This window comes from Solirubrobacter deserti (assembly GCF_027587175.1).
GTDB classification, from domain to species: domain Bacteria; phylum Actinomycetota; class Thermoleophilia; order Solirubrobacterales; family Solirubrobacteraceae; genus Solirubrobacter; species Solirubrobacter deserti.
In genome coordinates this window covers 12,955-38,530 of record NZ_JAPCID010000067.1, presented here as the reverse complement: position 1 = coordinate 38,530, position 25,576 = coordinate 12,955, and the positions used below count along the sequence as shown (strand labels likewise).

At 69.9% G+C, this 25,576-nt stretch carries 24 protein-coding genes and 3 pseudogenes; 14 read left to right on the top strand and 13 right to left on the bottom strand.

All coding sequences use genetic code 11. The annotated features are described in order from the left end of the window. From OJ962_RS30530 to OJ962_RS30520, 3 genes and pseudogenes are all read right to left on the bottom strand, one after another. Positions 1-509 (bottom strand): annotated as a pseudogene (locus OJ962_RS30530) (hypothetical protein); the annotation flags it as partial. Between the two features lie 457 nt (positions 510-966). Beyond that, positions 967-1,731 (bottom strand): hypothetical protein, encoded by a 765-nt coding sequence (locus tag OJ962_RS30525; protein WP_202958418.1) that lies wholly within the window; start codon positions 1,729-1,731, stop codon positions 967-969. Positions 1,732-1,797: 66 nt separating this feature from the next. Next, on the bottom strand, positions 1,798-2,850 hold the full coding sequence (locus OJ962_RS30520; protein WP_202958417.1) for a hypothetical protein: 1,053 nt from the start codon (positions 2,848-2,850) through the stop codon (positions 1,798-1,800). A 210-nt stretch (positions 2,851-3,060) separates the two neighbouring features. Between OJ962_RS30520 and OJ962_RS30515 the strand changes: the two genes are divergently transcribed. Next, a complete protein-coding gene (locus tag OJ962_RS30515; protein WP_270006817.1) occupies positions 3,061-3,396 on the top strand; it encodes a hypothetical protein in 336 nt (111 codons plus the stop codon). Between the two features lie 61 nt (positions 3,397-3,457). Here OJ962_RS30515 and OJ962_RS30510 read toward each other — a convergent pair whose 3' ends face one another. From OJ962_RS30510 to OJ962_RS30490, 5 genes are all read right to left on the bottom strand, one after another. After that, on the bottom strand, positions 3,458-3,754 hold the full coding sequence (locus OJ962_RS30510; RefSeq protein WP_202958415.1) for a YwqG family protein: 297 nt from the start codon (positions 3,752-3,754) through the stop codon (positions 3,458-3,460). Positions 3,755-3,801: 47 nt separating this feature from the next. Continuing rightward, positions 3,802-4,284 (bottom strand): hypothetical protein, encoded by a 483-nt coding sequence (locus OJ962_RS30505; protein ID WP_202958414.1) that lies wholly within the window; start codon positions 4,282-4,284, stop codon positions 3,802-3,804. Between the two features lie 74 nt (positions 4,285-4,358). Next, positions 4,359-4,649 (bottom strand): hypothetical protein, encoded by a 291-nt coding sequence (locus tag OJ962_RS30500; RefSeq protein ID WP_202958413.1) that lies wholly within the window; start codon positions 4,647-4,649, stop codon positions 4,359-4,361. Between the two features lie 39 nt (positions 4,650-4,688). Beyond that, positions 4,689-6,134: a serine/threonine-protein kinase gene (locus OJ962_RS30495; protein ID WP_202958412.1), complete on the bottom strand. Its 1,446-nt coding sequence runs from the start codon at positions 6,132-6,134 to the stop codon at positions 4,689-4,691. A 158-nt stretch (positions 6,135-6,292) separates the two neighbouring features. Further along, complete coding sequence (locus OJ962_RS30490; protein WP_270006816.1) at positions 6,293-8,119, bottom strand: RICIN domain-containing protein; 1,827 nt, start codon at positions 8,117-8,119, stop codon at positions 6,293-6,295. A gap of 318 nt (positions 8,120-8,437) precedes the next feature. Here OJ962_RS30490 and OJ962_RS30485 point away from each other — a divergent pair, with 318 nt between their 5' ends. The 8 genes and pseudogenes from OJ962_RS30485 (at position 8,438) to OJ962_RS30455 (ending at position 13,172) form a co-directional block, all read left to right on the top strand. Then, positions 8,438-8,587, top strand: a complete 150-nt coding sequence (locus OJ962_RS30485; RefSeq protein ID WP_202958410.1) for a hypothetical protein — start codon at positions 8,438-8,440, stop codon at positions 8,585-8,587. Between the two features lie 245 nt (positions 8,588-8,832). After that, positions 8,833-8,964, top strand: a complete 132-nt coding sequence (locus tag OJ962_RS30480; RefSeq protein WP_255526310.1) for a hypothetical protein — start codon at positions 8,833-8,835, stop codon at positions 8,962-8,964. A 24-nt stretch (positions 8,965-8,988) separates the two neighbouring features. Further along, on the top strand, positions 8,989-9,276 hold the full coding sequence (locus tag OJ962_RS30475; RefSeq protein ID WP_202958409.1) for a hypothetical protein: 288 nt from the start codon (positions 8,989-8,991) through the stop codon (positions 9,274-9,276). After that, positions 9,213-9,545, top strand: coding sequence for an IS110 family transposase (locus OJ962_RS30470; RefSeq protein ID WP_238932618.1), 333 nt, complete (start codon positions 9,213-9,215; stop codon positions 9,543-9,545). Before OJ962_RS30475 ends, OJ962_RS30470 begins: the two co-directional genes overlap by 64 nt. Further along, a pseudogene (locus OJ962_RS34560) lies at positions 9,434-9,679 on the top strand (transposase); the annotation flags it as partial. The gene OJ962_RS30470 and the pseudogene OJ962_RS34560, both read left to right, overlap by 112 nt. A gap of 267 nt (positions 9,680-9,946) precedes the next feature. Continuing rightward, positions 9,947-10,243, top strand: a complete 297-nt coding sequence (locus OJ962_RS30465) for a hypothetical protein (protein ID WP_238932616.1) — start codon at positions 9,947-9,949, stop codon at positions 10,241-10,243. A gap of 948 nt (positions 10,244-11,191) precedes the next feature. Further along, positions 11,192-12,865 carry a hypothetical protein gene (locus OJ962_RS30460; RefSeq protein WP_202958408.1) on the top strand — a complete coding sequence of 558 codons (1,674 nt, stop codon included), beginning with the start codon at positions 11,192-11,194 and terminating at the stop codon, positions 12,863-12,865. Next, the gene (locus OJ962_RS30455; RefSeq protein WP_202958407.1) at positions 12,789-13,172 is read left to right on the top strand and encodes a hypothetical protein; all 384 of its coding nucleotides are present in this window, start codon (positions 12,789-12,791) and stop codon (positions 13,170-13,172) included. Before OJ962_RS30460 ends, OJ962_RS30455 begins: the two co-directional genes overlap by 77 nt. A 386-nt stretch (positions 13,173-13,558) precedes the next feature. Here the strand turns inward: OJ962_RS30455 and OJ962_RS30450 are convergent, their stop codons facing one another. Further along, positions 13,559-15,751, bottom strand: a complete 2,193-nt coding sequence (locus OJ962_RS30450) for an MMPL family transporter (protein ID WP_202958405.1) — start codon at positions 15,749-15,751, stop codon at positions 13,559-13,561. 134 nt (positions 15,752-15,885) lie between these two features. On the opposite strand from OJ962_RS30450, the gene OJ962_RS30445 reads away from it, so the two are divergent. Both OJ962_RS30445 and OJ962_RS30440 read left to right on the top strand, forming a co-directional pair. Beyond that, positions 15,886-17,037, top strand: coding sequence for a histidine kinase (locus OJ962_RS30445; protein ID WP_202958404.1), 1,152 nt, complete (start codon positions 15,886-15,888; stop codon positions 17,035-17,037). Further along, positions 17,034-17,720, top strand: a complete 687-nt coding sequence (locus OJ962_RS30440) for a response regulator transcription factor (protein WP_322101347.1) — start codon at positions 17,034-17,036, stop codon at positions 17,718-17,720. The genes OJ962_RS30445 and OJ962_RS30440 overlap by 4 nt, the downstream gene beginning before the upstream one ends. 288 nt (positions 17,721-18,008) lie before the next feature. On the opposite strand, the pseudogene OJ962_RS30435 reads toward OJ962_RS30440, so the two are convergent. Continuing rightward, positions 18,009-19,217: pseudogene (locus OJ962_RS30435) on the bottom strand (ABC transporter substrate-binding protein); the annotation flags it as partial. Positions 19,218-19,389: 172 nt separating this feature from the next. Between OJ962_RS30435 and OJ962_RS30430 the strand changes: the two are divergent. After that, complete coding sequence (locus tag OJ962_RS30430; protein WP_202958403.1) at positions 19,390-20,091, top strand: hypothetical protein; 702 nt, start codon at positions 19,390-19,392, stop codon at positions 20,089-20,091. A gap of 19 nt (positions 20,092-20,110) precedes the next feature. Here the strand turns inward: OJ962_RS30430 and OJ962_RS30425 are convergent, their stop codons facing one another. Genes OJ962_RS30425 through OJ962_RS30415 form a run of 3 tightly spaced genes read right to left on the bottom strand, consistent with a single transcriptional unit; the run spans position 20,111 to position 22,740 of the window. After that, entirely contained in the window at positions 20,111-20,710 is a 600-nt protein-coding gene (locus OJ962_RS30425; protein ID WP_202958402.1) for a site-2 protease family protein, read from the bottom strand. Between the two features lie 21 nt (positions 20,711-20,731). After that, complete coding sequence (locus tag OJ962_RS30420; RefSeq protein ID WP_270006815.1) at positions 20,732-21,364, bottom strand: response regulator; 633 nt, start codon at positions 21,362-21,364, stop codon at positions 20,732-20,734. Between the two features lie 5 nt (positions 21,365-21,369). Further along, entirely contained in the window at positions 21,370-22,740 is a 1,371-nt protein-coding gene (locus tag OJ962_RS30415) for a PAS domain-containing sensor histidine kinase (protein ID WP_202958400.1), read from the bottom strand. 271 nt (positions 22,741-23,011) lie between these two features. Between OJ962_RS30415 and OJ962_RS30410 the strand changes: the two genes are divergently transcribed. Together OJ962_RS30410 and OJ962_RS30405 are read left to right on the top strand one after the other, a co-directional pair. Then, positions 23,012-23,887 (top strand): hypothetical protein, encoded by an 876-nt coding sequence (locus OJ962_RS30410; protein WP_270006814.1) that lies wholly within the window; start codon positions 23,012-23,014, stop codon positions 23,885-23,887. Then, on the top strand, positions 23,797-25,575 hold the full coding sequence (locus OJ962_RS30405) for a copper amine oxidase (RefSeq protein ID WP_270006813.1): 1,779 nt from the start codon (positions 23,797-23,799) through the stop codon (positions 25,573-25,575). Before OJ962_RS30410 ends, OJ962_RS30405 begins: the two co-directional genes overlap by 91 nt. The last annotated feature ends 1 nt before the right edge of the window (position 25,576 follow it).

The following is a 25,576-nucleotide window of genomic DNA, read 5'->3' as shown; positions in this document are numbered from 1 at the left end:
CCCGCCCCCCCCGCCCCCGCCCCCCCGGTGGCGACCGCGGCCGTGGCGGCGGCCCCGGCACCCACCGAGGCCCCGCCGGCCACGGCCGTCGTCCCGATCACGGCCGCGCCCTCGGCGAGCGCGCCCGTCGCGATGACGGCTGTGCCCTCGGCGAGCGCGGTCGAGCCGGCCACGGTGCCGCCGGCAGCGAGATAGCTGCCGATGCCGAGGTTGGCGCCGCCGACCACGATCGGCACCATCTCGGGTGAGCGCTGGACCTGTCGCACGCGCGCAGCGCCGTGGTGCTCGCGCGCCTGGGTGACCATGCGCGTGACGGCGACATTGCCCGCGGAGCGCTGGAGGGCTCGGGTGACCTGTGCCCGTGTCTCATCGCCCATGGTGGCCAGGGACGCGCCGATCGGCACCGAGCCGCCGAAGGTAGGGAAGGACGCGAGGCCCGGCTCGGCGATGGGCCGTGAGGCCGCCTGCTTCACCGGCCGCTGCGGTGAGTCATGCTGCGTCGCGTCCATCAAGGCCACTATCGTGGGTCAATCCTGCTCGGTCAAGACTGCTAAATGGGTGATTGAAGGAGCGAGCCGTCAATCCGCCAGTTGCGACCGTACACGCGCGGACGAGACGCGCCATGGACGCTAATCGTCCTTGCGCTCTTATGCGCGGCGCGCTGCCGCGGTACCGTGGCCGGGGTGGTCGATCACGTCGTTCTTCTGGCCTTAGGTTCGTCGTAAGCCTGACTCGAGGCGGCGCGCTTCACCGCACCCCTAGCACGCTCCACGGAGCGCGCTCGTGCAGCCGTTCTCGGAACGAGTTCTGGTCTTTGACATCACGAGCTAGCCGCCGCTTCGGACGCCGAAGCCAGGTGCGTACAAGCCTGTGAAGTAGCGCTTCTCGACGAATCCGTCCATTTCGGGACGCCTCATGGCGTGCGGGTCCACCGCTGATCTTGGCTGGGCCGAGGACAGCTGACGCTTAGCGCGATTGGAGCCAGCTGACGCAGCGTTGGCGGTCGCGGCCGCATCGGACGACTGTCACGGTGGCGCGTGGTGGTGCTGGGGTCGGCAGACGGACCAGCGTGTGCCCGTAGAGACCGGGGCTGAGGCATGTGGTGCTGGCGGGATTGGGCTCGGTGCCAACGGTCACCACCACTCGCACGGCCGGGCCGTTTTGCTTTGCGGTGACCTTGGCCAGGGCGTTGCAGCGGCTGTGCGTGTAGCCGACGACGATCGAACGACGGTCTGGCTGCAGGACGGCCGAGCCCGGGACTACGACTACTTGCTGGGAGCCCGTCAGGCTGGCATCGGGCACATCGAGCTCGTCGGGCGCCGCGATTGTGGCGCGCGTCCATCCCGGGACGCTGAGTTCAATTTGCTTCGGTCCGTGCGGGCATGGGGGATTGAGCCGCTTCCCCCATACGGTCACACGTCGCAGCACACCATCGGCCGGTCCGACCTCAACATGGTTCACCGAGCACGGCACTTGCTCCGGCGCGGCTTCTGGAGCCAGGCTCAGCGTCACCGATCCGTCCCGAAATCGGATGCGGTGCCACGGGATCGGTTGCAGCTCCATTGCCGCTGGCTTCTTCGTCCCGGGCACGAATCGCACGCCATCAGAGCTGGTCAGCGTCAACGTGGGCTCGGTCCGGGTCGCGAGCGGCGTCGCCGTCGCCGTCGCCGTGGGCGTGGGCGACGGATCGGTCTGCACACCGCAACCCGCCAGGGGCATGAGCGCGATCAAGCCAAGCCGTCTCATCCCACGCGAACGTACACGTCGGTCGGTCAACAAGCGACGGTTCCGGCTCTGCTATCCGATCTCACGCGCCGACGCAGAAGGTCGCACGGGGTGACGCAGCGAAGTAGCGGGTTTCGACGAATCCGCTCCGTTGCGGGGTCGTCGTCGCTTCTGTCGACGCTCTATGAACCCTTTCAGGCTCTTGGCGATCTCGACAAGGTCCAGACGCGCGGGCGTCTCGCCGATGCCTTCGACCCTCACTATAAAGTTGCCGCACTCGGCGCGTGCGTTCCAGCCGTCGTCGACGGTCTTGAGGCCGAAGCCGTGCACGTGTCCAAGCACGGTGCCCGGAATGGGCTTGAGCACCGCTTCCGTGTATCCGCTTTCGCCGGTGACGGTGACCGTCCAGTCGCCGGCACGGTAGGTCACGAGGTCGGGGCCGGTGAGCCCCAGCTTCGGTGACCCGGGCGCTTGCTGGGGCCAGAGCGCCGGCACACCAGCAAAGGGAAGCGTCAGCTCGAACGGGGCGCCCTCGACGTCGAGATAGCGAAGCGCAGGTTCGCCTTGGCCGCTGCGCTGGGGCAGCACGGCAAGCCAGACGTTGCGGCCGATGGGAGCGCTGTGCCAAGTAGCGCTGCGGTCCTGGACCAACGCGCCGGCCGCACCAGCAGGGAGCACTCCTGCACGAACCTCGGGGTCGCGGCTCAGTTCGGTGTTCAACGAGATCCAGGTCGGGTCGGCGGGAGCCCTTGAGGAGGCGACGTAGGCCATCTCATTCTCGGCGGCCCACACCACGGCGATGCGGTGCTCATCGATTCGCTGCGAGACCGCGACATCGAGTCCCGTGAGCGGATCGGCGGGCGACAAGTTCTGCTGGCGCGCGAGTTGCTCGGCGATCGGTACGTCGACGTCACAGACGAGCACCGGAACGCGCAGCCGCAAGTGAAGACGCCTGGCGAGCGCGAGCCAGAACCGCTCCATCACCACGTATCCGTCAGGCGCTTGGGCGACGTAGTCGCATAGGGCCTGTCCCACCTTGGGAGGAGCGTACGGCGAATCCAGCTCCTCCTGGTACCCGTCCGGCTCGAGGTCAGGCCTGATTTCGCCCCGCACTTCTAGGTCCATCGCGCTTCGCTTCCGTAGGGCTCCGACGCTGGGCCAGCCACCGCGCGGCGAAGGCCTCTGTGACACGTCACATGTGCTTCAGGGGAGTAGCGCTCCTCGACGATCTGGCACCTTCGGGCGGCTGCAAGACCGCCCGCTCCGGCGCGATCGGGCGTCTGGCCGGCCTATCCGCAAGACTGCAGCATTCATCGCGACCAGGAGCGAGCCAGCATGAGCCGGTATATGGCGCTGTTCGTAGGTGCGGGAGATTCGCAGCAGAAGGAGGCCGTCCCCGATGAGGTGTCCGAACGCTTCATGAAGGCATGGGGCGAGTGGCACGCCGACCATGCCGACGCAATCATCGAGTCCGGTTCTCCGCTCGGACCGAACCTTCGAGTCATCCATGATCGAACCGAGACGTTCACCAACCAATTGGTCGCTTGGATGATCGTCGAGGCAAGTTCCGCCGCCGAGGCCGCCGCGATGTTCACTCACCATCCGCATGTTCTTCTACTGTCGGGCAACGCGGTCGACGTCATGGAGCTCTTGTCAGTGCCCACCGGGTGATCGTGCGCTGTGAACACAGCGAAGTAGCGGTTATCGACGAACTGACGCTTCAGCGCCCGGCTCAACCAGATTGCAGGATCGCGCGCGCTTCGAAGTCGTTGAAGCACACGAAGACGTAGACCATCCCGACATCGGCGAGGCTGATGTCGTCGCCGATCGAGTCGAGCTGCCCGTAGAACGTCATGCGCTCGCCGCAATCGCGACATGTCGGTGTTTGATCGTCCTGCAACCAGGTCGGTCGACCTCCGAGCTGGTGGCGGTGGCCGACTTCGTCGGCGGCCGCAGCAAAGCCGAGCACCGCTCTCGCGTCAGCGCCGACGGGCTCAAGCCGGACCCGGAACTCGGGGATCTCCTCCATCGCCCAGAGTGTGCCCGAACGCGAAGTAGCGCGATTCGACGAAGTCGCTATCCCTTTCCCCATCGCGTCTCGAGCAAGCGGCATCCAGCCGTATCGACGAACCAGCGCGCCAGCCGGTCGACCTGCTCGACACGGGCCGGCGCTTCGTCCGGGTGCGGCGGTCCCTGCCCGGTGTGCATCGTCGGCAATGAGATCGTCAATTGTGTCCGTTCGGCGTTGAGCGCCTGCAACTCGAAGCGAAACAGTGCGGAGCCCAGCCCGAAATCCCCGTCCAGGTGCGACCTGATCTTGAAGTCCTCCCGGTGCTTCTTGCGCGGCGGGGTCCGGGTGCCCAGGGCTTCATAGAGCCCGCGGTAGACCAGCTCGCGGGTGTCCTGCGTCGAGCCGGGTACCTCGAGTCGCGCGACCCTCGCTTTGGCCCAATCGAACATGCCGCCCTGGCGCGCGTGCCGGCGCAAGCTCCAAACCCACAAGCCGACCGGGACGGCGATCATCGCGACCGCGAACGCGATCGAGAACACCCGCTCCACGGCTCAGTCCCTCCGGAGGTCAAACACGCCGGCCCAGTACCCCGCATGGGTCTCGTCAACGCACGCGCCTGGCGTCAGTTGAGCGCCCTGATCGTGAGCAGCCGGCGCGTCCCCCACTCTGGCGCTCGAACCTTCTGACTCCGGGAAGGCGTGTTCTTGCAGTAGGTCTGCGCATGCGACACCAGTTCTGCAGCATGGTCCGCGTCGAAGACCGCGAACTCGTCGCCACCATCTTCCGGCTCCGGGAAGAGCGCGCGGACCACCCAGTCCAAAGGCACGTCGATGGCCGTGGGCTGCTGCATGTCGTGTAGACACTGATCGACCGCTTGTTGAACCCAGTCCGGAGCCGTCTCCCAGGTCTGCATCCGGAGTTGTGCGTCCGCCTGCGACGCCCTCGAGGGCGATCAGCTCGAGGTGCACTGCAGGCTTGCCGGCTCGACGAGCCAGCCCCGTCCTGGGCGACGCACGGCGCGGAGTGTTCCGGCGCATCGGTCGACGCGGTTGGCGTGCGTGGCGATGGATCGGATGGCGATCGTGGCGCCGGCCTTGTCGCGGGCGATGACGGTGATCCGCTCGAACTCGATCCGCTGCAGCGAGGAGAGGTCCCGGGTAAAGCGCTGGAGGTCGTTGCCGAACGCTTGCCGCATCCGCGGTCCAGCCAGGCTCCAGGCGCCGGCGTACTCGCCGGCAGCCGCGCGACGGTAGAAGGCCCGGACGGTCGCCGTGGCCGAGCGGCTCGGGCGGGGAGCAGCGGTCGCGGTCGCGGACGCGGGCGAGGGTGTCGCGGCGGGGGACGCCGCAGGCGAGGGCGTGACGCGAGGAGTGCGGTCCGGCGTCGCGTTGGCCAGCGGCGGCGCCGTTGTGGATGGCGGCGAGGCACGCCGGCTCGCCAAGACCGCGACGGTCACGAGGGCGGCGACCGCGAGAGCTGTCAGAACGAGCGTCCGCGCACGTCGGTGGCGTTGCGGGTGTGACTGGACCGCCGGGGCCGGGCGCGTGGGCGATGGCACGCTCGCTGGTGCCGGCTCGGTCGTGGGCGCTTCGGTGAATCCGGCGGTGAGCTCTCTCAGCAGATCCGATGCGCTTTGCTGGCGATCCTCCGGGATGGGCGACATGCCGCGGATCAGCGCGCGGGCTGCACCGGCAGGCGCGTCACGCCAGTGCTCGCGCAGATCCGCTGGCGGCTCGCGTGTGGCTTGAGCCAAGATCGCGGCTACGCCGGGACCCCATCGAGGCAGGCTGCCGCTCAAGGCCTCGAACGCGATCGTCGCGAGCGCGAACACGTCGGCGGCGGCTGTAGGCGTGCCTGGACGTGCCTGCTCGGGAGCCATGTACGCGGGCGTGCCCATGATCGCCCCGGGCGGCGTGATCTTGGTGATCTCCGCCGCGGTCGCCAGACCGAGATCGGCCACCTTGATCGACCCGTCGTCGCCGACCAGCACGTTGGCGGGCTTGAGGTCACGGTGCACGACGCCCTTTGAATGCGCGTAGTCGAGCGCCGACACAATCGGCTCCAACAACTCCGCGGTGCGCTGCCAGGTCAACGGCGCCGAGGCCAGAACGTCTGCGAGCGTCCGACCCTCGACGTACTCCATGACCAGCAGCAGGTCCTCGTCGTCGACCACGATGTCGTAGATCGCCACGAGGTTCGGGTGGCGCAGCGACGCCATGATGCGCGCCTCGCGCCAAAGCCGCTTCGCCGTCGTGGCCGTGACCTCCGCGCCATGCACCCGCTTGATGGCGACCTCGCGCTGCAGGCGTTCGTCCTGCGCCAAGAACACGGTCGCGGTGCCCCCATGTCCCAGGCGACGAACGGCGCGATACCGCTCAGCGAAGACGGTGACCTCCACAGCGCTCTGTTACCCGGAGCGTCCGCATTGCAGGGCTGCGGCGCCGCGGTTCCTCTGTTCTGGCGCTTCATGATCGAAAGGTTCGGCGTCGTTCCGTGCCCGTTCGCAGCAGCGCCTGTCACGCCCGTCGTTTCCGGAAAGCGGGGAAGACCAGACGTCTAGCGGCGGCCCGGTTGTGGTGCGGGTGCGATGACAAGACGTTCGTTGTCTGCGGGCGTCTGGTGCCACTGGAAAACAGCGCCGCCCGGTGCGGTCGTGGCACCCGCTTGGTTGAGGACCAAGCCGCTGTACACGTTTTTCACGACGCTGAAGAATGGTCCCGAGGCGGCCGCGTCGAATTCCCATCGCTGTCCGAGCCCGCCGTGACAGGGCCACTGCAGCAGCGCTCCAGGTTCCTCTGACCAGATGTCCAGGCACTGGCCGGAGGAGCGGTTGACGATCTCAAAGCCTCGTTGGTCCACAGGGACCAGCTTCCACTGCGAGTGAGTTGCGTTCACGACAAATGGGCGCTGCTCGAGTGGCGCTCCCCGTTCGGCGCTCGCGTCGCTCACGCTCAGCGCCTGGCCGCTGTGCAGGAAACCCAGCGACACCCACCCGGTTGGCACTTCGGTGGAGGTCTGGGCTGGAGTGGGCGTCGGCCCAGACGTCGGGCCCCCGCTCGGTGCCGGCGTGATGGACAACTGCTCGTTGGCTGCTCCCTGCGTCCGCGGCCACTGGATCACCGCGCCCCCTCGTGCACTGGTGGCTCCGGCCTGGTTGACCACGAGGCCGCTGTAAACGTTCTTGAGCGTCCGATGGGAACCGTCTGGAGCGGCCGTCTCGAACTCCCAGCGCTGACCCAGTCCGCCGTCGCACGGCCACTGCAACAGCGCGCCAGGACGCTCGGACCAGATGTCCAAACACTGTCCACTGTGGCGGTTGACGACCTCGAAGCCGCGCTCGCCGCGGAGCTTCAGTTGCCACTGTGAGTGGTAGTCGCCCGTGCTCACCGGCCACTGCAGGATCGCCGCGCCCGGCGCCTCGCTGGCGCCGCTCACAGTTAACCCGTGCTCGCTATGCGCAAAGCGCAGCGTCTGCCAACCTGTCGGCACCGACGGCTCCGTCGTGGGCTTGACGGCGATTCCGAAAGGAAGGAACGAGCCGGTGGTGGGTGGGGCGATGAAGGTCTCCTCGCCTCCGCTGCCGTCGACTTCAGCTCGTCCGATTGAGTTGGGACCGCTCGTCGTCCAGTACAGGTGGGCGTCGTCCACCGCTACCGCGGCCGGGCTGCCGACGGAGGCAATGAAGTCCAGATCGACGGCGCTGCCGTCGAGGTTGGCGCGCCCGATGCGCTTCGCGGTGGAGACCGTCCAGTACACGTGAGCGTCGTCGACGGCCACGCTCTCAACCCCGAGCCGATCGGTCTGGATGAAATTCGGATCGGCTCCGCTGCCGTCCAGGTTCGCCCGCCCGATCGTGCCGGGGTTGGTATTCCTGGCCCAGAAGATGTGCGTGCCGTCAACCGCCAATCCGCTTGCGGCGACCCCGGTGATGAATGTCGGGTCGACCTCGCTGCCATCCAGCTTGGCCCGCCCGATCGCCCCGGAGCTGGACCAGTACACGTACGTGCCATCGACGGCCACCCCGAACGCGTTGGAGGTGGGGATGAACTGCGAGTTCGCGCCGCTACCGTCCAGGTTCGCGCGCCCGATGCCCACGCGGCTATTGCTCCAGTACACGTGACTGGTGCTTACCGCCACCGTTCGCATGAACGGAACGCCTCGTTGGCTGCCATCCGGAACGGGCAGCCACCGATGATCGGCGCCGCTGCCATCGAGGTTCGCGCGCCCTAGGGCCGACCCTCCGGCATTCACCCAGAACAGCTGCGCCCGAGCGCTCGCCGCTCCCGCACTGGCCAGCACGGCTACCGCCAGCGTCAACGCCGCCGCGGTACCGGCGAGCCGCCTGCTGAGGTTCCCCTCGCCGCCCGTGCCCACCGAAGTCACAGATCCCATCGACCATCCCGTTCCTAGGAAGATGTGCCGCCGCAGAAGGTTCTGCCACCCGCTCAAGCGCCAGCCAGCCGGCCCGCACGAACCTTAACCCAATTCTGAGCTCCTGATCGACTGAGTTGTCGCAAAGCAAACAGGCTCGAGTCCGAAACCGACGACTGGCCGGCTGTCAGTGCGCGGTGCGGTCCGCGGGCCGCCGCAGCCGGGCCGCCCGGCTGCCGACGGCGGCTCTCGTCAGCCCGGGGAGCGAGCGCAATGTCTGTCGGAGCCCCGAAGGGGCGACCGCGCGTTCAGCACGTACACCTTCCATCCGTGCAGTCGCCGAAGTTGCTGCAGTCGGTGATTGACGAGCACCAGCACGCCGTACTCGTTACTCTCATCCCGCTGTCGGTATTCAACGACCACATCGTCGGTCGCATCGAGCTCATCGCGACCTACCGCGCGGACTCGGCAACGAAATAGCGCGTCAGTGTCATCGTCGCCGAGGGTCCGGCGGTCTGTCCGGTGGACTCGGTTGGGTCTCGGGAGGGCGACGGACTGACTCTGAAATAGCGAGTCGACGCGAGTCTGGCTAGGAAAAGTCATGTCGTCCGTCGCTGCCCGAGGATCACTGGCGTGACTCGATAGGAGCCTGGCAATCGTGCCCTCACTGAGGTCTATCCGTCGGTGGTCTGTCTGGCGGTCAGCTCTCGAAGGGACGGTGGTCGATGATCGTGCTCGGTGCCGACACTCACAAGCGCACGCATGCGCTGGCGGCGGTTGACGCCGGCAGCGGCACCGTCCGCGGACAGCGCTCGATCACCGCTGATGAGCCTGGGCATCTGCAGGCGCTGCGGTGAGCGCGCGGCCTCGATGAGGAGCGCGTGTGGGCGATCGAGGACTGCCGTCACGTCTCCGGTCGACTCGAGCTCGCGCTGATCGCAGCCGGCGAGCGTGTGGTTCGGGTCGCCCCGCAGCTGATGGGGCAGGCGCGCGAGGCTGAGCGTCGTCCCGGCAAGTCGGACGAAATCGACGCGCTGGCGGTCGCGCGTGCAGTGCTGCGCGAGGCGTTGAGCACTTTCCCGCGGCCTTTCTGGATGAGCGCGCGATGGAGATCCGCCTGCTCGCCGATCACCGCAACGACCTGGTCGCCGAGCGCACACGCATCGTGAACCGGCTGCGCTGGCATCTCGTCGACCTGTGCCCGCAGCTTGAAGCGCAGGTGCCCGCCCGATGCCTCGATCACCCGGTGTGGCTTGAAAGATCGCTCGCAAGCTGCAACGGCTGCCTGCCAGCCAAGCACGAGTACGGATCGCGCGCCAACTCGCCATCTCGATCCGGCAACTCACGCGCCAAGCCAACGACATCGAAGCCCAACTGCGCACCCTGGTCCGCGCCTATCGCCCTCGCCTGCTCGCTGAGCTCGGCTGCGGCACGTTAACGGCCGCGACCCTGATCGGCCGCACTGCCGGTGCCGAGCGCTTCGACACCGACGCCCGCTTCGCCCGCCAGGCCGGCACCGCCCCAATCCCGGTCTCCTCCGGCCAACGCGACCGCCACCGACTACACCGCGGCGGCGATCGCCAACTCAACCGGGCACTGCACACCATCGCCATCACCCCGCGCTCAACGCGACCCCGAAACGCGCGCCTACCTGGAACGCAAGATCGCCGAGGGCAAGACCCGCAAAGATTCCATCCGCTGCCTCAAGCGCTACCTCGCCCGACGCTTCCACCGCCTGCTCAGCGAACCGCCCGACGACCCAGCCCCGACGCCGGTCACCGCACTCCCGAACGTTGCCTGCTTGACATAGGAGCAACTTATCGACGAAGGGGCCAGCAGGTGCAGGATCACACGGATGCTGCCGATGATTACGGTGACGTGGAGCTTCTGCACATCACACCCACCGATTCGGGACACCTGCGGGTGACGGTTGCCCACGGCGATGTGCTCGACGATCTCGTCGCCACGCCCGAGCAGATCGACGAGCTCGGCCGGGCGCTCGAGCAGGCGGTGTCGCTAACGCAGGTCAGCACCGGCTTCTGCGTGCTAGCGGACGTACCGGTAGGGGACCGGCTCGTGCGCGTCGGGCTCAGCGGGAGCGGCCGCATTTCGCTCGTGATCGGGCCAGCCACATAGCCAGCGCGGTGCGGCCGCACGTCGTCGACGACTCGCGAACGGCTCAAATGAACGCCGCGCTCGAGGATCGAAGGACCTTCGAGATCGTGGCGGACCACCATGCGGCTCAGAGGCGATTGGTTCGCAAGCCGGTGACGGAGCGCCAGACCGGTGTCCGAGGCCTTGAGATTCGACCGTGCAGTTCAGCGAAACCTCACGGCCGCGCACCGCGGAAGCGGCGAAGTAGGTTCTCGACGGTTCCGCGCGTTTCGCCTGGCCGACTCCCGCTTGGATCGGTCGCCGCCCTTCATCGGGCGCATGACGGTTGTGTAAGCCGAGAGTGCGAGTCACGCGAGTCATGCGGCGCGGATCAGGATTGGTTCGGGTTCGGCTCAGTCTGTGCCGGCAACTAGGAGCGCCGTCCAGCCGATGGCTCGTCGTTGCAGTGAGCAAAAGCCCACCGAGCGATCCGCGGGTACGGCACGAACGCAAGACTGGCGACCGCGGCCAACGTCCCAACCGCGGAGAGCCCGTACCAGGGGATCAGTGCTGGCCCGCCATGCACCAGTTCGTCGCTGTTGCCCGGACCCCAAGCCGATGCAACAAAGAGCGTCAACGCCCCGTAAACCAGCAGCAAAGCACCTGCGACCGCGACGAGTATGCGTGCGCCCCACCGAGGACGAGGCGCCGGCCCCCTCCCGCCCGCTGAAGACATACCGGGAACCTACCCTCGAGCCGGCACGTCCCACGTCAAAGGGCGCTACCTCATTCCTTCACCGAGGCGACGCAACGTGGTCTTTCTCGACGAATCGGCGCCTTCAACTGACGCTCACAGGGAGATGGGAGCGTCTCGTGGCCTGCGTCGAGGCGTCTGTGGAGCTGCGCGCCGCAGGCCAGCTGCTGTCCGGGCCGGCTCGCTCGTTGCGGATGTCGCGCGGAGCGCGGCCCGAGTTGGGAGGATGAAAGGGAATGGGACGCAAAGCGGACGAATTGCGCGCAGCGCTGCGGCAAGGTCTGACGGAGCGGCTGGCCGGGGCGGGCTGGCGGGAGGTCACCTGGACCGGTGGGTTGTCCGTGGCTGGGTTCGTGCGGCCGCTGGAGGGCGGAATGGCAGTGACGGCCGAGGTGACCGAGCCCGTGTCGATCCCGGACTCTTTGCCGGTCGCGATCTCCGGCATCCGCTTCGGCGTTACGTACGAGCCGTTGCGGCGCTGGTGGCCGCTGCTCGGGGAGCGGTTCGCGCTGGCGCTGGTGGAAACGAGCGACGACCAGGTAGAGGACTTTCTCGAGATCTCCACGCCGGATGACGTTCCGGCCGCGGTGGAGCAGCTCGCGACGCTGATCGAGGGCGCCGAGCCGAGCATGAGTCTTGACGCGCTGCTCGAGGTGGTGAGCGGTCTCCAGCGGCCCGCGCTCTTGGCGGCTGCCGGGCGCTTCGACGAGGCGGCCGTCGCGCTCGCGCGCTACGAGCCGGTCCCGGGCACGGGTTCGTTCGCCCGCGAGGAGCAACGCACGGCCTTCCAGCTGCGCCGCTGGATCGACAGTCGTGGCGACGATGCGCTGCTGCCCTCCGCGCCTCCACCGTCGCAGCTGGACGGCAAGCGGCCCTCGTTCAGGAAGACCCTGGCCGAAGGTCGGGCCCAGCGCGCGGCGGTGAGCGCGGTCAAGGCCGCCGGCCGCGGGCGTGATCGGGACGAGTTGCGTGCGCTGCTCGAACGAGAACTGGCGCGGCGCGGAGCGACGATGAGCCCGTCCGCGGTCGAACACTCGCTCGACCACCTGTGGGACACATCCGCCGACCGCCGCGACGCCAGGGTCGAGGGCCTGAAGACGCTGGGCCGCGTCGGCATCGGCGTAGCCCGAGCGATCCGCGACCACGAGCTTGATGCCCCGTCTCGGCCGGAGTGGCTCGAACCGCCGGCGCCGGCGTTCTACGTGCTGCCGCTCACGGACCGCTGGAGCCGCGTCCGGCTAGACGCCGGGAACGAGGACCGACTCGAGCGCATCCACGAGGCCGGGCGCTCCCGGGTCCCCTCCATCGCAGTTCTGGTCGCCTGGCTGCAGCCCGGCGCGGACGGCCTCACCGTTCTCATCGGACAGGACGCGTCGGCACTCTCCCTGCGGGGCCGTACGCGACGACCGTGGAGGCTGCGAGTTTCCGCGGAGAGTTTGTGGTCCTGCACGCCCGACTCGCTCGCCGCGACCAGCAACCGCAGTACTTGCTCGAAGTCACGCTCCCGCCCGCGGAGCAAGAACAGCCGGCCCGATGGCGCGCCGCGGAAGTGGTGTCTGTCGACGAGAGGCTCCCTCAGGACCACCGAGCACCTTGCGTCGGCGAATGGTCCTTTTCGACGGAGGCGCACTCCGCCGCACTGGCGATGTCCCTTCACGACGGCGAACTTTCCCACGACTGGGCCGCCTGTTGAGCGGCACACGGAGCCGGAGCGGCATACTCGCCGAAGTGGACGACTTCGATCGGTGGCGACAGGAACTGCGCGACGTAGCTGTGATTGCGCAGGACGGCGATGGAGGCGATGCCGTTGTCGGCGAACGTCGCTTTCTGCGGTTGATCGAGATGCTCGAAATGCTACGGGGCGACGAGGACGACAGGTTCTTTCACGCCGTCCTCGAGACGCTGATTGACCAAGAGGACTACGGCGCTTACGAGACCGTGCACCAGACGCTTCTTCGGGTAGACGACGATCGCCGGGGGCGCCTGATCGCGGAGGCGATCAGCGGTGTGCTCGAACGGACGGAGACGAGGGCCGGCGATGTCCTGGGGCAGCTCGCTCATGGCAGCGAGGACGCGGTGCAGGCGTTCAATGCAGCGGCGGCGCTGCTTCCCGCTCACGAGAAGCAGCGCCTCGAACGTTTCATCGCCGAACAGAAAGCCGATGGCTGGCTCAGTCGCGACAACCAACGCGGTCGGCTCCGCTTCCTGAGTTCATAGCGAGCGGCCGAAGCGCTCCGCCGGCCGACGGCTAAGACGCTGATCGTCGACGAGCACGTGCATCAGGATCATCAGGGGGCACAGGACACCCGCCCGTCGGGTCAGCCGCCCGAGGCGCGCGTGATCGGACACTCGAGCGCGCAACGGCAGCTGCGGCAAAGCCCGCGGACTGCTCAGGACCCAAGTGGAAGCGGTTATCGACGGTCCGCTCTTCCTTGGGTCCTCGCGCAAGCGCCGCACGCGCGATGCCACCACTGACCGTTGGCCGCCGCAAGTGACTCGCGCTCACGGAAGGCCGCCGGCGATTTCGGGCAGGCCGCCGTACAACACCCGCGCGCAATCGAAGGCTTAGTGCGTGTTGCCGGGTGCACGACCCGAGCTGGTAGTCACGATTCGGCCGCCGGCGTGATCGCGGGCAGGCGCAGGAGCCGTCGGCCACGCTCGGGCATCCACCAGTTCCAGCGGCCGAGCCACGAGACGGTGGCGGGGACGAGCAGCGAGCGTACGATGAGCGCGTCGATCAGGACGCCTGCGGCGAGTCCGGTGGCAAGCACCTGCAGGTCTCTGTCGCCGGCGGTCGCCATCGAGGCGAACGCGAGGAAGACGATCAGCGCCGCGCTGGTCACGAGCCGCCCGGTGCCGGCCATCCCGCGCACGACCGCCTCGTCGGTGGAGCCGGTGCGGTCGTATTCCTCGCGCATCCTGGCGAGGATGAACACCTCGTAGTCCATCGAGAGCCCGTAGATGAACGCGAAGACGATCACCGGTGCCCACGACTGCACCGCTCCGTCGGGGCCGACGCCGAACACCAGCTCGGTGCCGACGCCGTGCTGCCAGACGAGCGTCATCACGCCCCAGGTCGCGAAGACGGACAGCAGGTTCATCGCGATCGCCTTCGCCGGCAGCACGATGGAGCGGAACGCTCGTGCGAGCAGCACGAACGTGACGATCGAGATCAGCGCGAGCATCAGCGGGAACGAGCCGTAGACGCCGTCGATGAAGTCGATCGTCTGCGCGGTGCTGCCGCCGATGGTCGTCGCCGGTAGCGTGGCGGCGGCGGTGCGCAGGGCGCCGATCGCCGCGCGTCCCGCCTGCGAGTTCGTGTCGCTGCGGGTGAGGACCTCGACGACGGCTTGATCGCCGGCTCGCCATGCGCCACCGGGTGCGCTCGCGGCGCGGACGCCGTCGACTGCGGCGAGGCGGGCGACGGTGTCGGCCGCGCGGTTGGCCGGGGTGAGGACCTCGACCGGCGTGAGCGGCGCCGCGCCGATGCCGGAGCGCTCGAGTTGCTCGAGCGCGGCCTTGGGGGCGCCGGTGCCGCCGAGTGAGCGGGCCTCGGGGCTGCCGAGGAGGATGCCCTGCGCGGCCACGCAGAGCGCGACGAGCAGGGCGGCGCCGCCGAGCGTGGCGGCGACACGGTTGCCGATGACGAGGCGCGCCCAGGCGGCCCAGTGTCGCTCGGCGCGGTCGGTGCGGCGCAGCCGGCGGGCGTCGGCGACCGGTCCGACCGTGGCGAGCACGACGGGCAGCAGCGTGAGCGCGACGGCGACGGACGCGAGCGGGATGAGCAGGCCGCCGAAGCCCATCGAGCGCAGGAACGGCACGGGCAGCACCAGCGCGGCGAGCAGTCCGATCGCCACGGTGGTGCCGCTGAACAGCACGGCGCGCCCGGCGGTTCCGGCGGCGTGCACGATCGCCTGCTCGTTGCTCAACCCGCGGTCGCGTTCCTCGCGCCAGCGCATGACGACCAGGAGCGCGTAGTCGATCGCGACGCCGAGGCCGATCAGCGAGACGAGGAAGACGACGACCAGGTTGACCTCGGTCAGCGCGGTGAGCCCCCAGACGGCCAGCAGTGTGACCGGGATCGCGACGATCGCCATCAGCAGCGGCACGAGGGCGAGTGCGGACGCGAAGACGAACACCAGCACGATCAGTGCGCCGACGCCGGCGAGGAGCGTCTCGCTCAGGAAGGCGGGACCGCTTTCGCCTGGCGCCTCGCTGGCCAGCAGGGCGTTCCCCGTGAGCCGTACCTCGGCGCCGCCCACGCGCGCGTCGGCGGCGGCCTGCTCGGCGCGCGCCAGCGTCTCTTCGCTGATCTCGCTTCCGCTCGGGCCGTTGTCGCCGACCGCGGCCGACGGCGGATGCACGATCGCGAACGTGGTGCGGCCGTCCTCTGAGACGTAGGCCGACTCGGATGTGGAGCCGAAGGACGCGATGCGCGCGCCGGGGACGGCGCGCGCCATGTCCCGCTCGAGCGCGCGCAGGTCGGCACGGACCGCCGCCGAGCTTGCCGTCGTGCCGGGTGGCAGCGTGACGACGGCGACGAGCGGCGGGGTCGCCCCGCCCGAGTCGAACCGACTGACGATCCGCTCGTTCGTGACGGTGCTCGCGCTGTCGGGCATCGTGAAGTTCTCGTCGAGCGCGCCGGTGACCTGCGTGGACCCGTAGAACCCGAGCAAGGTGAGCGCGAGCCAGCCGACCGCGACCAGGCGCTTGTGGGCGAGCACCCACTGGGTGAGGGCCGCGAGCCAGCGTCCGGTGCGGTCGATCGGCGGCGGAGAGATCGGTGTCGTTCGCATGATCGGCGAAGCTAGATCGGCTCCAGTCCGCGCGAAACGTCCGCTCGACGGATCCTCGGTCTCCTCCCGTGGGAGGAGACGCCTCCTGCCGCGGGAGGTATCCGGGCCGCCGGGACAGCACTAGCCTTCGCCTCGTGTCCACGACCAGCCCCGCGCCGAGCTCGCGCCAACTCGCGCTCGACATCGCGCTGACGGCTGCCGTACTCGCGTTCTCGGTCGTGCAGATGGCCAGCCAGGCGTTCGGCGCGAAGGCCGGCGACGCGCGCGAAGCCGACGTGGTCGGCGTCGCGGTCTGCCTGCTCGCCACGCTCCCGCTGCTGGCGCGTCACCGGACGCCGCGCGCGGCGCTGGTGGCGGTCCTCGCCGGCACGGTAGTGCTCGTCGCGCTCGACTACGCGGCGCTGACCGTGCTCGCTCCGGCGATCATCCTCGCCACACTCGCCGAGCGCCACCGCAGACAGGACGCCGTCTCGATCCTGATCGTCTGCGTCGTCGGCTTCGCCGCGTTCGTCGCCCTGGCCTGGGCTCGCTTCGACCCCGAGCCGGGCGAGTACGCGATCACCGCGCTGCTGTGGGCGGGCGGCTGGATCGTCGGCGATCGCCGCCGGCTCACACGGCAGCGCGCCGCGCAGGAGCGCGAGCGTGTTGCGCGCGAGCAGCGCCTCGCGGTCGCCGAGGAGCGAACGCGGATCGCTCGCGAGTTGCACGACTCGGCCGGACACGCGATCAACTCGATCCTCATCCAAGCCGGAGCGGCGCGGCTCGTCCAGGACAGCCAGCCGGAGCGCAGCCGCGAGGCGATCGCGACCATCGAGGCGCTCGCGCGCGAGAGCATGCAGGACCTCGACGCGATCCTGGGCGGACTGCGCAACGGCGCGCCGGCCGACCTGGAGCCGCTGCCCGGCATCGACCGGATCGCCGCGCTCGTCGAGCGCCACCGGGCCGCCGGGCTCGACTTCTCGCTGCGCGACCGCACGAGCCCGGAGCTGCGACTGCCGCCACCGATCGATCGCGCCGCCTATCGCATCGCTCAGGAGGCGATGACCAACGCCGCGCGCCACGGAACCGGCGCCGCCGAGCTGACGCTCGAGTGCCGCGACGGCGTGCTCGCGCTCACCGTCTCCAACCCCGTCGCCGCCGGCGCGACGGCGCGAGCCGAGGGCGGCCACGGCCTGACCGGCATGCGAGAGCGTGCCGCTCTGCTCGGCGGCACGCTCGACGCTCGCCGCGTCGGGGACCGCTTCGAGGTCCGCGCCGCGCTGCCCTACCGCCGAAGCGCGCCGTGACCGAAGCGAACGGTCCGATCCGCGTGATGCTGGTCGACGACGACGACCTCGTCCGCCGCGGCCTGCGCCTGATCCTCTCCAGCGACCCGACGCTCGAGGTCGTCGCCGAGGCCGAGGACGGCGACATCGCACTGCGCCGCGCGCCACACCAGCACCCCGACGTCGTGCTGATGGACGTCCGAATGCCCCAGATGGACGGCATCACCGCGACCCGCGAGCTGATCGCACGGGTGCCCGACGCTCGCGTGCTCATGCTCACGACCTTCGACGAGGACGAGTACGTCGTCGGCGCACTGCGCGCCGGCGCCAGCGGCTTCCTGCTCAAGCGCAGCACCCCCGAGGATCTGCTGCGTGCGATCCATGTCGTCGCCCTCGGCGACGCGCTGCTCTCACCCGCGGTGACACGACGCGTGATCGAGCGGGTGATCGAGCAGCCGATCGTGGGCTCCTCCCCGGATACCCGGCTGGCCGACCTCACGCCACGCGAGCTCGAGGTGTTCCTGCTCATCGCCCAGGGGCGCTCCAACCGTGAGATCGCCGCCGCGCTGACCGTCGAGGACACGACCGTGAAAAGTCACGTCCGCAACGTGCTGAACAAGCTCAACGCACGCGACCGGATCCACGCCGTGATCATCGCCTACGAATGCGGCGTGGTCTCCCCCGGCAAGCGTCCGGCGCCGTGACCGACAGCTGCCTCCCAACTCGCTAGGGCTTCGACAGGAGCGAGAACCGCAGCTGGAGCGAGGCGTCGAAGCTCTCCCGGACTCCTGCAACGCCCGGCCGGACCACCGCGATCTGCTTGCGTTCCCAGAGCGGCAGCAGCGGGACGTCGCGGGCGACGGCGTCCTGGAGCTCGCCGATGATCTGCAGTCGCGCCGTCTCGCGGGTGGTTCGCAGTTGTAGGTCGAGGTTGCGGTTGACGGTCGCGTTCTCGTAGCCGTTGGCCAGGAAGCCGCCGTCGCGCAGGAACGGCTGAGGAAGTTGTCGGCGTCCAGGTAGTCGGGGAACCAGCCGAGGGCGTAGCTCGAGTACCGGTGGCGGGAGAACGCGTCCTCTTTGAACGCGTCCCACTGCGTCGCGCCGAGTGTGACCGTGAACAGGCCGGTGGCCTCGAGCTGACGGCGGATCTCGGCCATGCCGGCCTGCTCCTCGGGACCGTAGCGGGAGGGCGTGTACCAGGCGTCGAGCGCGACCGGCGGGGTGAGGCCCGCGGCCGCGAGCAGCCTCCGCGCCTTCTCCGCGTCGGGCGCTCCGTACATGGCCTGAAACGACGGCTTGGACCCCGGGACAGCCGCCGGAACCATCGAAGGCAGTGGCGTGACCGTGTCGGCGTACGCCGCGCTCGCGAGCGCGGACCGGTCGACCACCTGCGCGACCGCCTGGCGGACAAGGACGTTCGGCACCTTGGCGAGGTCGAACACGAGGTAGTGGATCTCGGCCCCGGGTCCCTCCAGCACCTGCACTGCGGGCTGGGCACGGAGGGCGGCGATCTCGGCCGCGGCGAACCCGCGGAAGGCGATGTCGACGGCGCCCTGCTCGATCGCCGTCTTCAGCGCGGCGCCGGTTGGGAAGTAGGTCACCGTGACCGTCTTGGTCTTCGGCTTCGTGGAGCCCGAGTAGCGCGCGTTGCGCGACAGCACGGCCTGCCGATCGGGGATGTAGCGGTCCAGCTTGTACGGCCCGGAGCCGATCACCTTGCGGTCGGCGAGCAGGCGGCGGGCCGGGAACACCCGCCGCGGGACGATCGCACCGACGGTGTGGCTGAGCACGGACGGCCACGTGGCGTCCGCGCGGCGCAGGTGCATCGTGACCGTCTGGCCTTCGGCGTCGACGTGCCTGAGGTTGCTGAGCAGCGTGGACGGCCCGGTCGGGTCGGCGATGTTGATCACCCGGTCGAGCGAGAACTTCACGTCGGCTGCGGTGAGCCGGTCGCCGTTGGAGAACCGCAGCCCGCCGCGCAACCTGCAGACGTACGTCTTCGCGCTCCGGAAGGCGCAGCGGCGGGCGGCGTCCGGCTTGGGCCGATGGCCCCCGGGCGGGACGCTCAGCAGGGTCTGGAACACGTTGCCGATCAGCTGCTGAGAGCCGAGCTCGTAGGCGCCGGCGGGATCGAGCGCCACAGCCGGCTCGGTCGTACCCACCGTGACTGACTCCGCCGCCACCGCCGGCGCGCCGCCCATCGTCGCCGCGGCGAGCACCAAGCCCACCAGCACTATGCGTTCCTCATGTCGGCGCGACTCTAACCGCTGCGCGGCACGCGGATGGCGACCGCGCGTGTGGTTCCGCCACCCGCCGCGACGCCGCGCGAACCCAGGGGAGCGGTGGCCCGCTCTTGCGGGTAGCAGCCGTACGGTGAGCGTCGCAGCAATCGAGCGAGCGGTGAAGCGCGCCGTCGACCTGCGCGGGACCGTGATGCTCGCGGCAGCAGACAACGAGGACCAGTGGTGCGCGATCTGCGCCGCCGTCGACGGGTCCTTGGAACTGCGCGTCGGCGAGCCCGGTGGCGGGTGGCGGCATCGCGGCCGGCGCAGGAGCGGCGAAGCGTGGCTGCGCGACCACGGCTTCGTTCACGTCGTCGACGCTTGGGCCAAACCGGTCGGCATCTCCTATTCCGCGCGCGCGAGCTCCGAGACGCTCGACCACGCCTTGCGCGAAGGGCTGGGCGTTCGTGCGGACGCCGAGCTGGTCGAGGTCCTGGTCCATCCGGGACTCATCGGCGATGTCGATCCGCCTGCACTGGAGGCGTCGCACGCCGCGCACATCGGCTTCGCGCTTCGCGCGCTCGCCCACGTGGGCCGCGGGAAGCTCTCAATCGAGGGAGGGCAGCCGGCCGAGACCTGGGCGTGGGCGTTCGTGCGCGACGGGGAGATGATCTTGTCGCCCGAAACCCCGCGCGATGACGACGAATGGACGGTGTCGCTCGCCGAGAGCGATGTCGCGCGTGCCGCCGACGAGCTGACCGCCTTGCTCCACAACCAATTGAATCGTGACCCGCGAGCCCCGCTCTTCCTGTCCTGCATGCCACTGAAACCGAGCGAGCGCTGGCCGACCTAGGTTCCAAGACGGCCACCGCCTATCGGACCGCGCCGCGCAGCAGGAGCCAGCCGTCGAGCCCGCGAATCGGCAGCAGGTTGACCACGAGCGCCAGCGCGTTCGTCCACACCAGGAACGGGACCAGATCGTCGGCGACGATGCCGCCCGGGCCGTCTGGCCACTCGACGCCCATGAGCACCCAACCGGCGGCGGCGAGGATGGCGGTGACCAGCGGCCCGGCCACGACGATCAGGGAGAACTCCGCGCGGCTCAGCCGCCCGTCGTGCGCGAGCTCCACGAACCCGCCGGCCGCGTGCAGCGTGAGCCCCGTGACGTCGGCGGCCGCGAGCTTGGCGACGACCAGGTGCCCGAGCTCGTGTGCCACGATCGAGAGCGCGAAGATCAGCGCGGCGCCGACGCCCGCCACGAGCACCCACCCCCACGGCATGGCGTACCTCGGGTAGTCGAAGTCGTTGACCACGTCCAGCCACGCGCTCATCTCCTCCGGCGTGGGCGTGCTCGGAAGGCTCGGCACCTCGGGCGCGTCGACGACCTCGGTCTCGCGGGCGTGGCGGCCGGCGAGCAGGCCGATCACCGCCATGGCCGCAACGAACGTGGGAGTGACGGTCAGGCGCGGCATGCGAGCCGACAACCGTAGAGGTCAGGGGATCAGGCCGCGGCGGATCGCCTTGGCGACCGCGGCGGCGCGGTCGGAGACCTCGAGCTTCTCGAAGATGTGCTGCAGGTGGGTCTTGATCGTCGCGGTGCTCACGTGCAGCTCGCGGGCGATCTCGGCGTTCGCGTAGCCGTCGGCCGCCAACCGGACGATCTGCGCCTCGCGCGGGGTGAGGACCGGCCCCTCGTCGCCGCGCTCGCGGCGCAGGCGAATCTCGTCGGCGAGGCCGTCCTGGACCTCAGGGCGCAGGACGGTCTGGCCGCGCGCGACGCGCTCGATCGCGTCGCAGATGTCGGCGCTCGCGACCGTCTTGGGGACGTAGCCGCGGGCGCCGGCGGCGATCGCGCGGTAGACGGTGGCGCTGTCATCGAGTGCGGACACGACGACGCAGCGCGTGGCCAGGCGCTCGCGCGCGATCGTCTCGATCACGGTCAGCCCGTCGAGGCCGGGCAGGCCGAGGTCGAGCACGGCGACCGCGGGCGCGAGATCGTGGATGTCGTCGAGCGCCCGGCGGCCGTCGTCGACGGCCGCGATGAGCGACAGGTCCGGGCGCTGCGCGATCGCGCGCGTCAGCCCTTCCCGGAACACCGGGTGGTCCTCGGCGACGAGCACGGTCACGCGCGTCACGCCTTCAGCGCCGCCCGCACCGCGTCGACCAACGCCCCGACGTCCAGCGGCTTGGTGACGTACCCCTCGACGTCCAGCCGCGGAGGCGTCGCGTCGGCGCTCAGCACCACGACCGGGATCGCGCGCGTGCGCGGGTCGGCCCGCAGCCGGCGCAGCACCTCCTCCCCCGCGACGTCGGGCAGGTGCAGGTCGAGCAGGATCACGTCGGGCCGGTGCCGCGCGGCCCGGTCGACGACGATGGCGCCCTCCATCGCGGGAGTCAGCTCCGCGGTCGTGAGGAGGTCGCGCACGAGCTCGAGGCTGGAACGGTCATCGTCGACGTACAGCACCTTCAGCGGCGGGAGGTCGCCGGCAACGCCCGCGTCGGTCGCAGCGGGCGGTGCGGCGACCAGCGGCAGCTCGACGAGGAACGTCGAGCCCTCCCCCGGCGCCGAGTGCTGGATGCCGAGCCGCCCGCCCATCGCCTCGACGAGTGACCGCGAGAGCGGCAGGCCGAGCCCTGTGCCCTCATCGTCGGGCGCCAGCCGCGCGAACGGCTCGAACACGCGTCGCTGCTGCGCGGGATCGAGCCCCGGCCCCGTGTCCGTCACCAGGTAGCGCAGCGTCCCACCGCTCACGCGCATCGTCACCCGCACGACCCCGCCGCGCCGGTTGTACTTGACCGCGTTGGCGAGCAGGTTCAGCAGCGCCTGGGCCAGCCGCCGGCGATCGGCCGCGCACCACCGGTGCATCCCGCCGTGGAGGTCGGCGGAGAGCTCGATGCCGCGCTCACGCGCGAGCGGGCGCACCAGCTCGAGCGCCTCGGCCAGCGGCTCGGGCGCGTGCACGGGCTCGATCGCGACGCGCGGCGCTTCCAACACGTCCTCGACGACCGCGAGCAGATGCCGGCCCGCGTGCAGGATCCGGTCCACGTTCGACTGAGCCGTCGCGGGTAGCGGCTCCAGCGCCAGCAGCTGCCCGAAGCCGAGGATCGCGTTCAGTGGCGTCCGCAGCTCGTGGCTGACGTGCAACAGCCGCCCGGTCCTGGCGCTGATGTCGCTGGCGATGCCGCCGAGCGCGTACACCGCGCCGCCCTCGTCCAGCAGCGGGAACTTGTTGGAGAGCCACCGCCCGTCGCCGGCCTCGGTCGGCTCCTCGACCTCGAGCGCGCGTCCGGAGCGCAGCACGGCGCGGTCGTTGCCCGTATACGCCGCGGCCGCCGCGTGCGGGAACAGGTCGAAGTCCGTGCAGCCCACGGCCTCGCCCGGCGCGAGCCCGAACCGGGCCTCGAAGCGCCGGTTGACGAACAGGTACCGCCCGTCGGGGTCCTTGACGAACACGAGCGTCGCGGCGCTGTCCACGAGCGATCGGATGAGGCCGTCGCTCATCCCCGAAATAGCCGACTGGTCGATGCCGCCGAACGCTACGGACAGCAACGCTGAAGCTCCCTGTACCAGCGGTCGAAAGCGCGGCGACCTCTTCACTCCCGCTGGGCGGTATCGAAACGCGTTGAACTCTCCTTGAATCGCTTTCAGGCGCCGTGTGCGGCGCCAGCGCATCCGCGCACGAGAGGGCGGCGCGGAGCGTTCTTCAGCGAGGGATGAGGGGATGAAGGACCCATCAGACGGGAGGGCCGCGGCATGGCTCTCCCGTCGCTCAGTGCTGGCCGTGATGGTCGGCTTGGCGGCGACCGTGGGGCTCGTGGCGGCGCTGCTCGCGACGGGCGGCGCGGTGAGCGGCCAGAGCGGCCCGGCGAGCGCGCAGGCCGAGCCCGAGGTGCCGGTCGAGGAGGCGCTCGCGAAGCCGCAGACGCCGCTGCCCGAGGGCATGCCGACCGAGAAGCCGAAAGCGATCGGCAAGCCGCTGGACCCGCTCAGCGGCGAGGAGGTCGGCTACGCGCGCGGGCTCGCGCTCACCGCGGCCGGCACCGGCGGCGAGCGCGTCGACGGCTCCGCCGGCCTGCAGTACCTGTCGACCGATCTGGCCGAGAGCGACGCGGAGGCGCCCAAGCGCGCGGTCACGGTCAACTCGTACGACTATGCGACCGACGAGCTCGTCACGCAGGTCGTCGACCTGCAGTCGGGCGCCGTGGACACCAAGCGCGCGAAGGGTGTGCAGCTGCCGCCGTCCAAGCGTGAGGTCGACACCGCCATGGTGCGCCTGCTGGCCGACCCGGAGGGCCAGGCGCTCAAGGACGACTACAAGGCCACGACGGGCGTCGCGCTGACGAGCCCGGACCAGCTGGACTACGCCGGCGGCGCCTGGGTCGCCGACGAGAAGAGCGAAGGCGGCGAGCAGTGCGGCGAGCACCGCTGCGTCTTCTTCCAGATCCGCACCGAGGACGGTCGGGGCCTGATCATGCTGGTCGGGGTGCCCCACCCCGCCGCGGCCAAGAGGGGGGGGATCAGGCCGGGAGGGCGGGGAGGTCCGGGGCCGCCGCGTCGGTGGCGCCCGGCGTTGCGCTGGCCGGAGCGCCGGGCGCGAGCGCGCAGACGACGACGCCGACCGCGGCGTTCTGCTCCGGCGAGTCGCTGATCTCCTACAAGCTCCGCAACGGAGCCAAGTGGGAGATGTGCTGGGGTCACCACTCGCTCAAGGGCCTGGTGATCTCCAAGGTCGCGTTCCAGGGCCCGAAGGACACCGCGCCCAAGCTGATCCTGGACGCGATCAACACCGTGCAGATGAACGTGCCGTACGACAACGGCGCGATCGAGTACGACGACGTGCTCCAGTACGGCTTCGGCGGCAACTACCTCAAGGGCCTCGACGTCAGCGAGTGCCCGGACGGCGAGCTGCGCAACGCGACCGTCAACTGGGAGACGTCGACGAGCGTCTACCGCGAGGAGGTGCGCCCGGCGCTGTGCATCCGCGAGGACGACACGGGCACCGCGTACCGCTCGCAGTACCGCTCCAACAGCCAGATCCTGGCCAAGCAGGGCACCGACCTGATCGTCTCCGCGACGGCCGCGATCGGCAACTACGAGTACGAGATGCGCTACTCGTTCCACGACGACGGCCAGATCGACGCCAACCTCGGCGCGACGGGTGAAGCGATCCCGTTCGGCGAGGGCTACCAGAACGGCTGGCCGGTCGGCACGGGCGAGGCCGACTTCCTGATGAACCACTACCACTCGGCGGTCTGGCGGGTGGACTTCGGGCTCGACGGGCAGGCGCAGATGAAGGCCGAGCAGTGGGACACGGCGCCCACGGGCCAGCGCGGCTCGCAGTCGGCGATCTACAACACGACCAAGACCGACCTGCCGACCGAGAAGGCGCTGAACCTGAGCAACCGGCGCTGGTTCCGGGTGCTCGCGCCGGCGAGCCTGAACGCGGACAACCATCCGCGCTCGTACGAGTTCGTGTACGGCAAGAACGACCCGTACTCGTCGTACCCGCACCTCAAGTACGAGCTCGCGTTCTCCCAGTACCGCGCGTGCGAGCAGTTCCCGATGCGGAACATGACCGCGGTCGCAGGCTGCGGCGACAAGACCACGCTCGACTACCTGGACGGCGAGAACCTCACCAACCCGGTCGCCTGGGTGAACGTGGGCTTCCACCACGTGCCGCGTGACGAGGACCAGAGCCCGATGCCGATCCACTGGCAGGGCTTCAGCCTCTACCCGCGCGACTGGCACTCCAACAACTCGCAGGCGCCGGCCGTCCGCTCCGCGTGGAACGGCCGCAACATGCCGGCGGCGCCGACCCCGACGCCGAGCGCGACGGCTACGGCCACGGCGACCGCGACGGCCACCGCGACCGCGACGGCCACCGCGACGGCGACGGCGACGTCGACCGCCACGGCGACGCCCACCACGATGGCGACGCCGACGACCACGCCGGGGGCGACGGCCACGCCCACGGCGACCACCACGCCTCCCCCGGCTCCCGCGACGCGCACGAGCGCGGCGGCGGAGACGGGTGAGGCGACCGCCACGCTGCAGGTCGGCCCGACCGCGGCTCGCAAGGCGACGGCCTCGGTCGCGCTCAAGCTGGCCAACGGCAAGGCGAGCGTGACCGTGCTGACGGGTGGCAAGGCCGCCGCGGGCAAGGTCGCGCTCAAGGTCAACGGCAAGACGGTGAAGACCCTGACCCTCAAGCAGGGCAAGGCGACCGCCGCACTGCCGAAGCTGAGGGCGGGCGCCTACAAGGTCACGGCGAGCTACCTCGGCTCGACCACGACCTGGGCCGCCTCGACCAAGGCCAAGACGCTGAAGGTCAAGTAGG

Coding starts and splice junctions, on each gene's coding strand:
- OJ962_RS30515 (WP_270006817.1), top strand. CDS start 3,061: ATGAGCCGGTATATGGCGCTGTTCGTAGGTGCGGGAGATTCGCAGCAG.
- OJ962_RS30520 (WP_202958417.1), bottom strand. CDS start 2,850: ATGGACCTAGAAGTGCGGGGCGAAATCAGGCCTGACCTCGAGCCGGAC.
- OJ962_RS30480 (WP_255526310.1), top strand. CDS start 8,833: ATGATCGTGCTCGGTGCCGACACTCACAAGCGCACGCATGCGCTGGCG.
- OJ962_RS30460 (WP_202958408.1), top strand. CDS start 11,192: ATGGGACGCAAAGCGGACGAATTGCGCGCAGCGCTGCGGCAAGGTCTG.
- OJ962_RS30425 (WP_202958402.1), bottom strand. CDS start 20,710: ATGCCGCGCCTGACCGTCACTCCCACGTTCGTTGCGGCCATGGCGGTG.
- OJ962_RS30500 (WP_202958413.1), bottom strand. CDS start 4,649: ATGCAGACCTGGGAGACGGCTCCGGACTGGGTTCAACAAGCGGTCGAT.
- OJ962_RS30510 (WP_202958415.1), bottom strand. CDS start 3,754: ATGGAGGAGATCCCCGAGTTCCGGGTCCGGCTTGAGCCCGTCGGCGCT.
- OJ962_RS30470 (WP_238932618.1), top strand. CDS start 9,213: ATGGAGATCCGCCTGCTCGCCGATCACCGCAACGACCTGGTCGCCGAG.
- OJ962_RS30450 (WP_202958405.1), bottom strand. CDS start 15,751: ATGCGAACGACACCGATCTCTCCGCCGCCGATCGACCGCACCGGACGC.
- OJ962_RS30415 (WP_202958400.1), bottom strand. CDS start 22,740: ATGAGCGACGGCCTCATCCGATCGCTCGTGGACAGCGCCGCGACGCTC.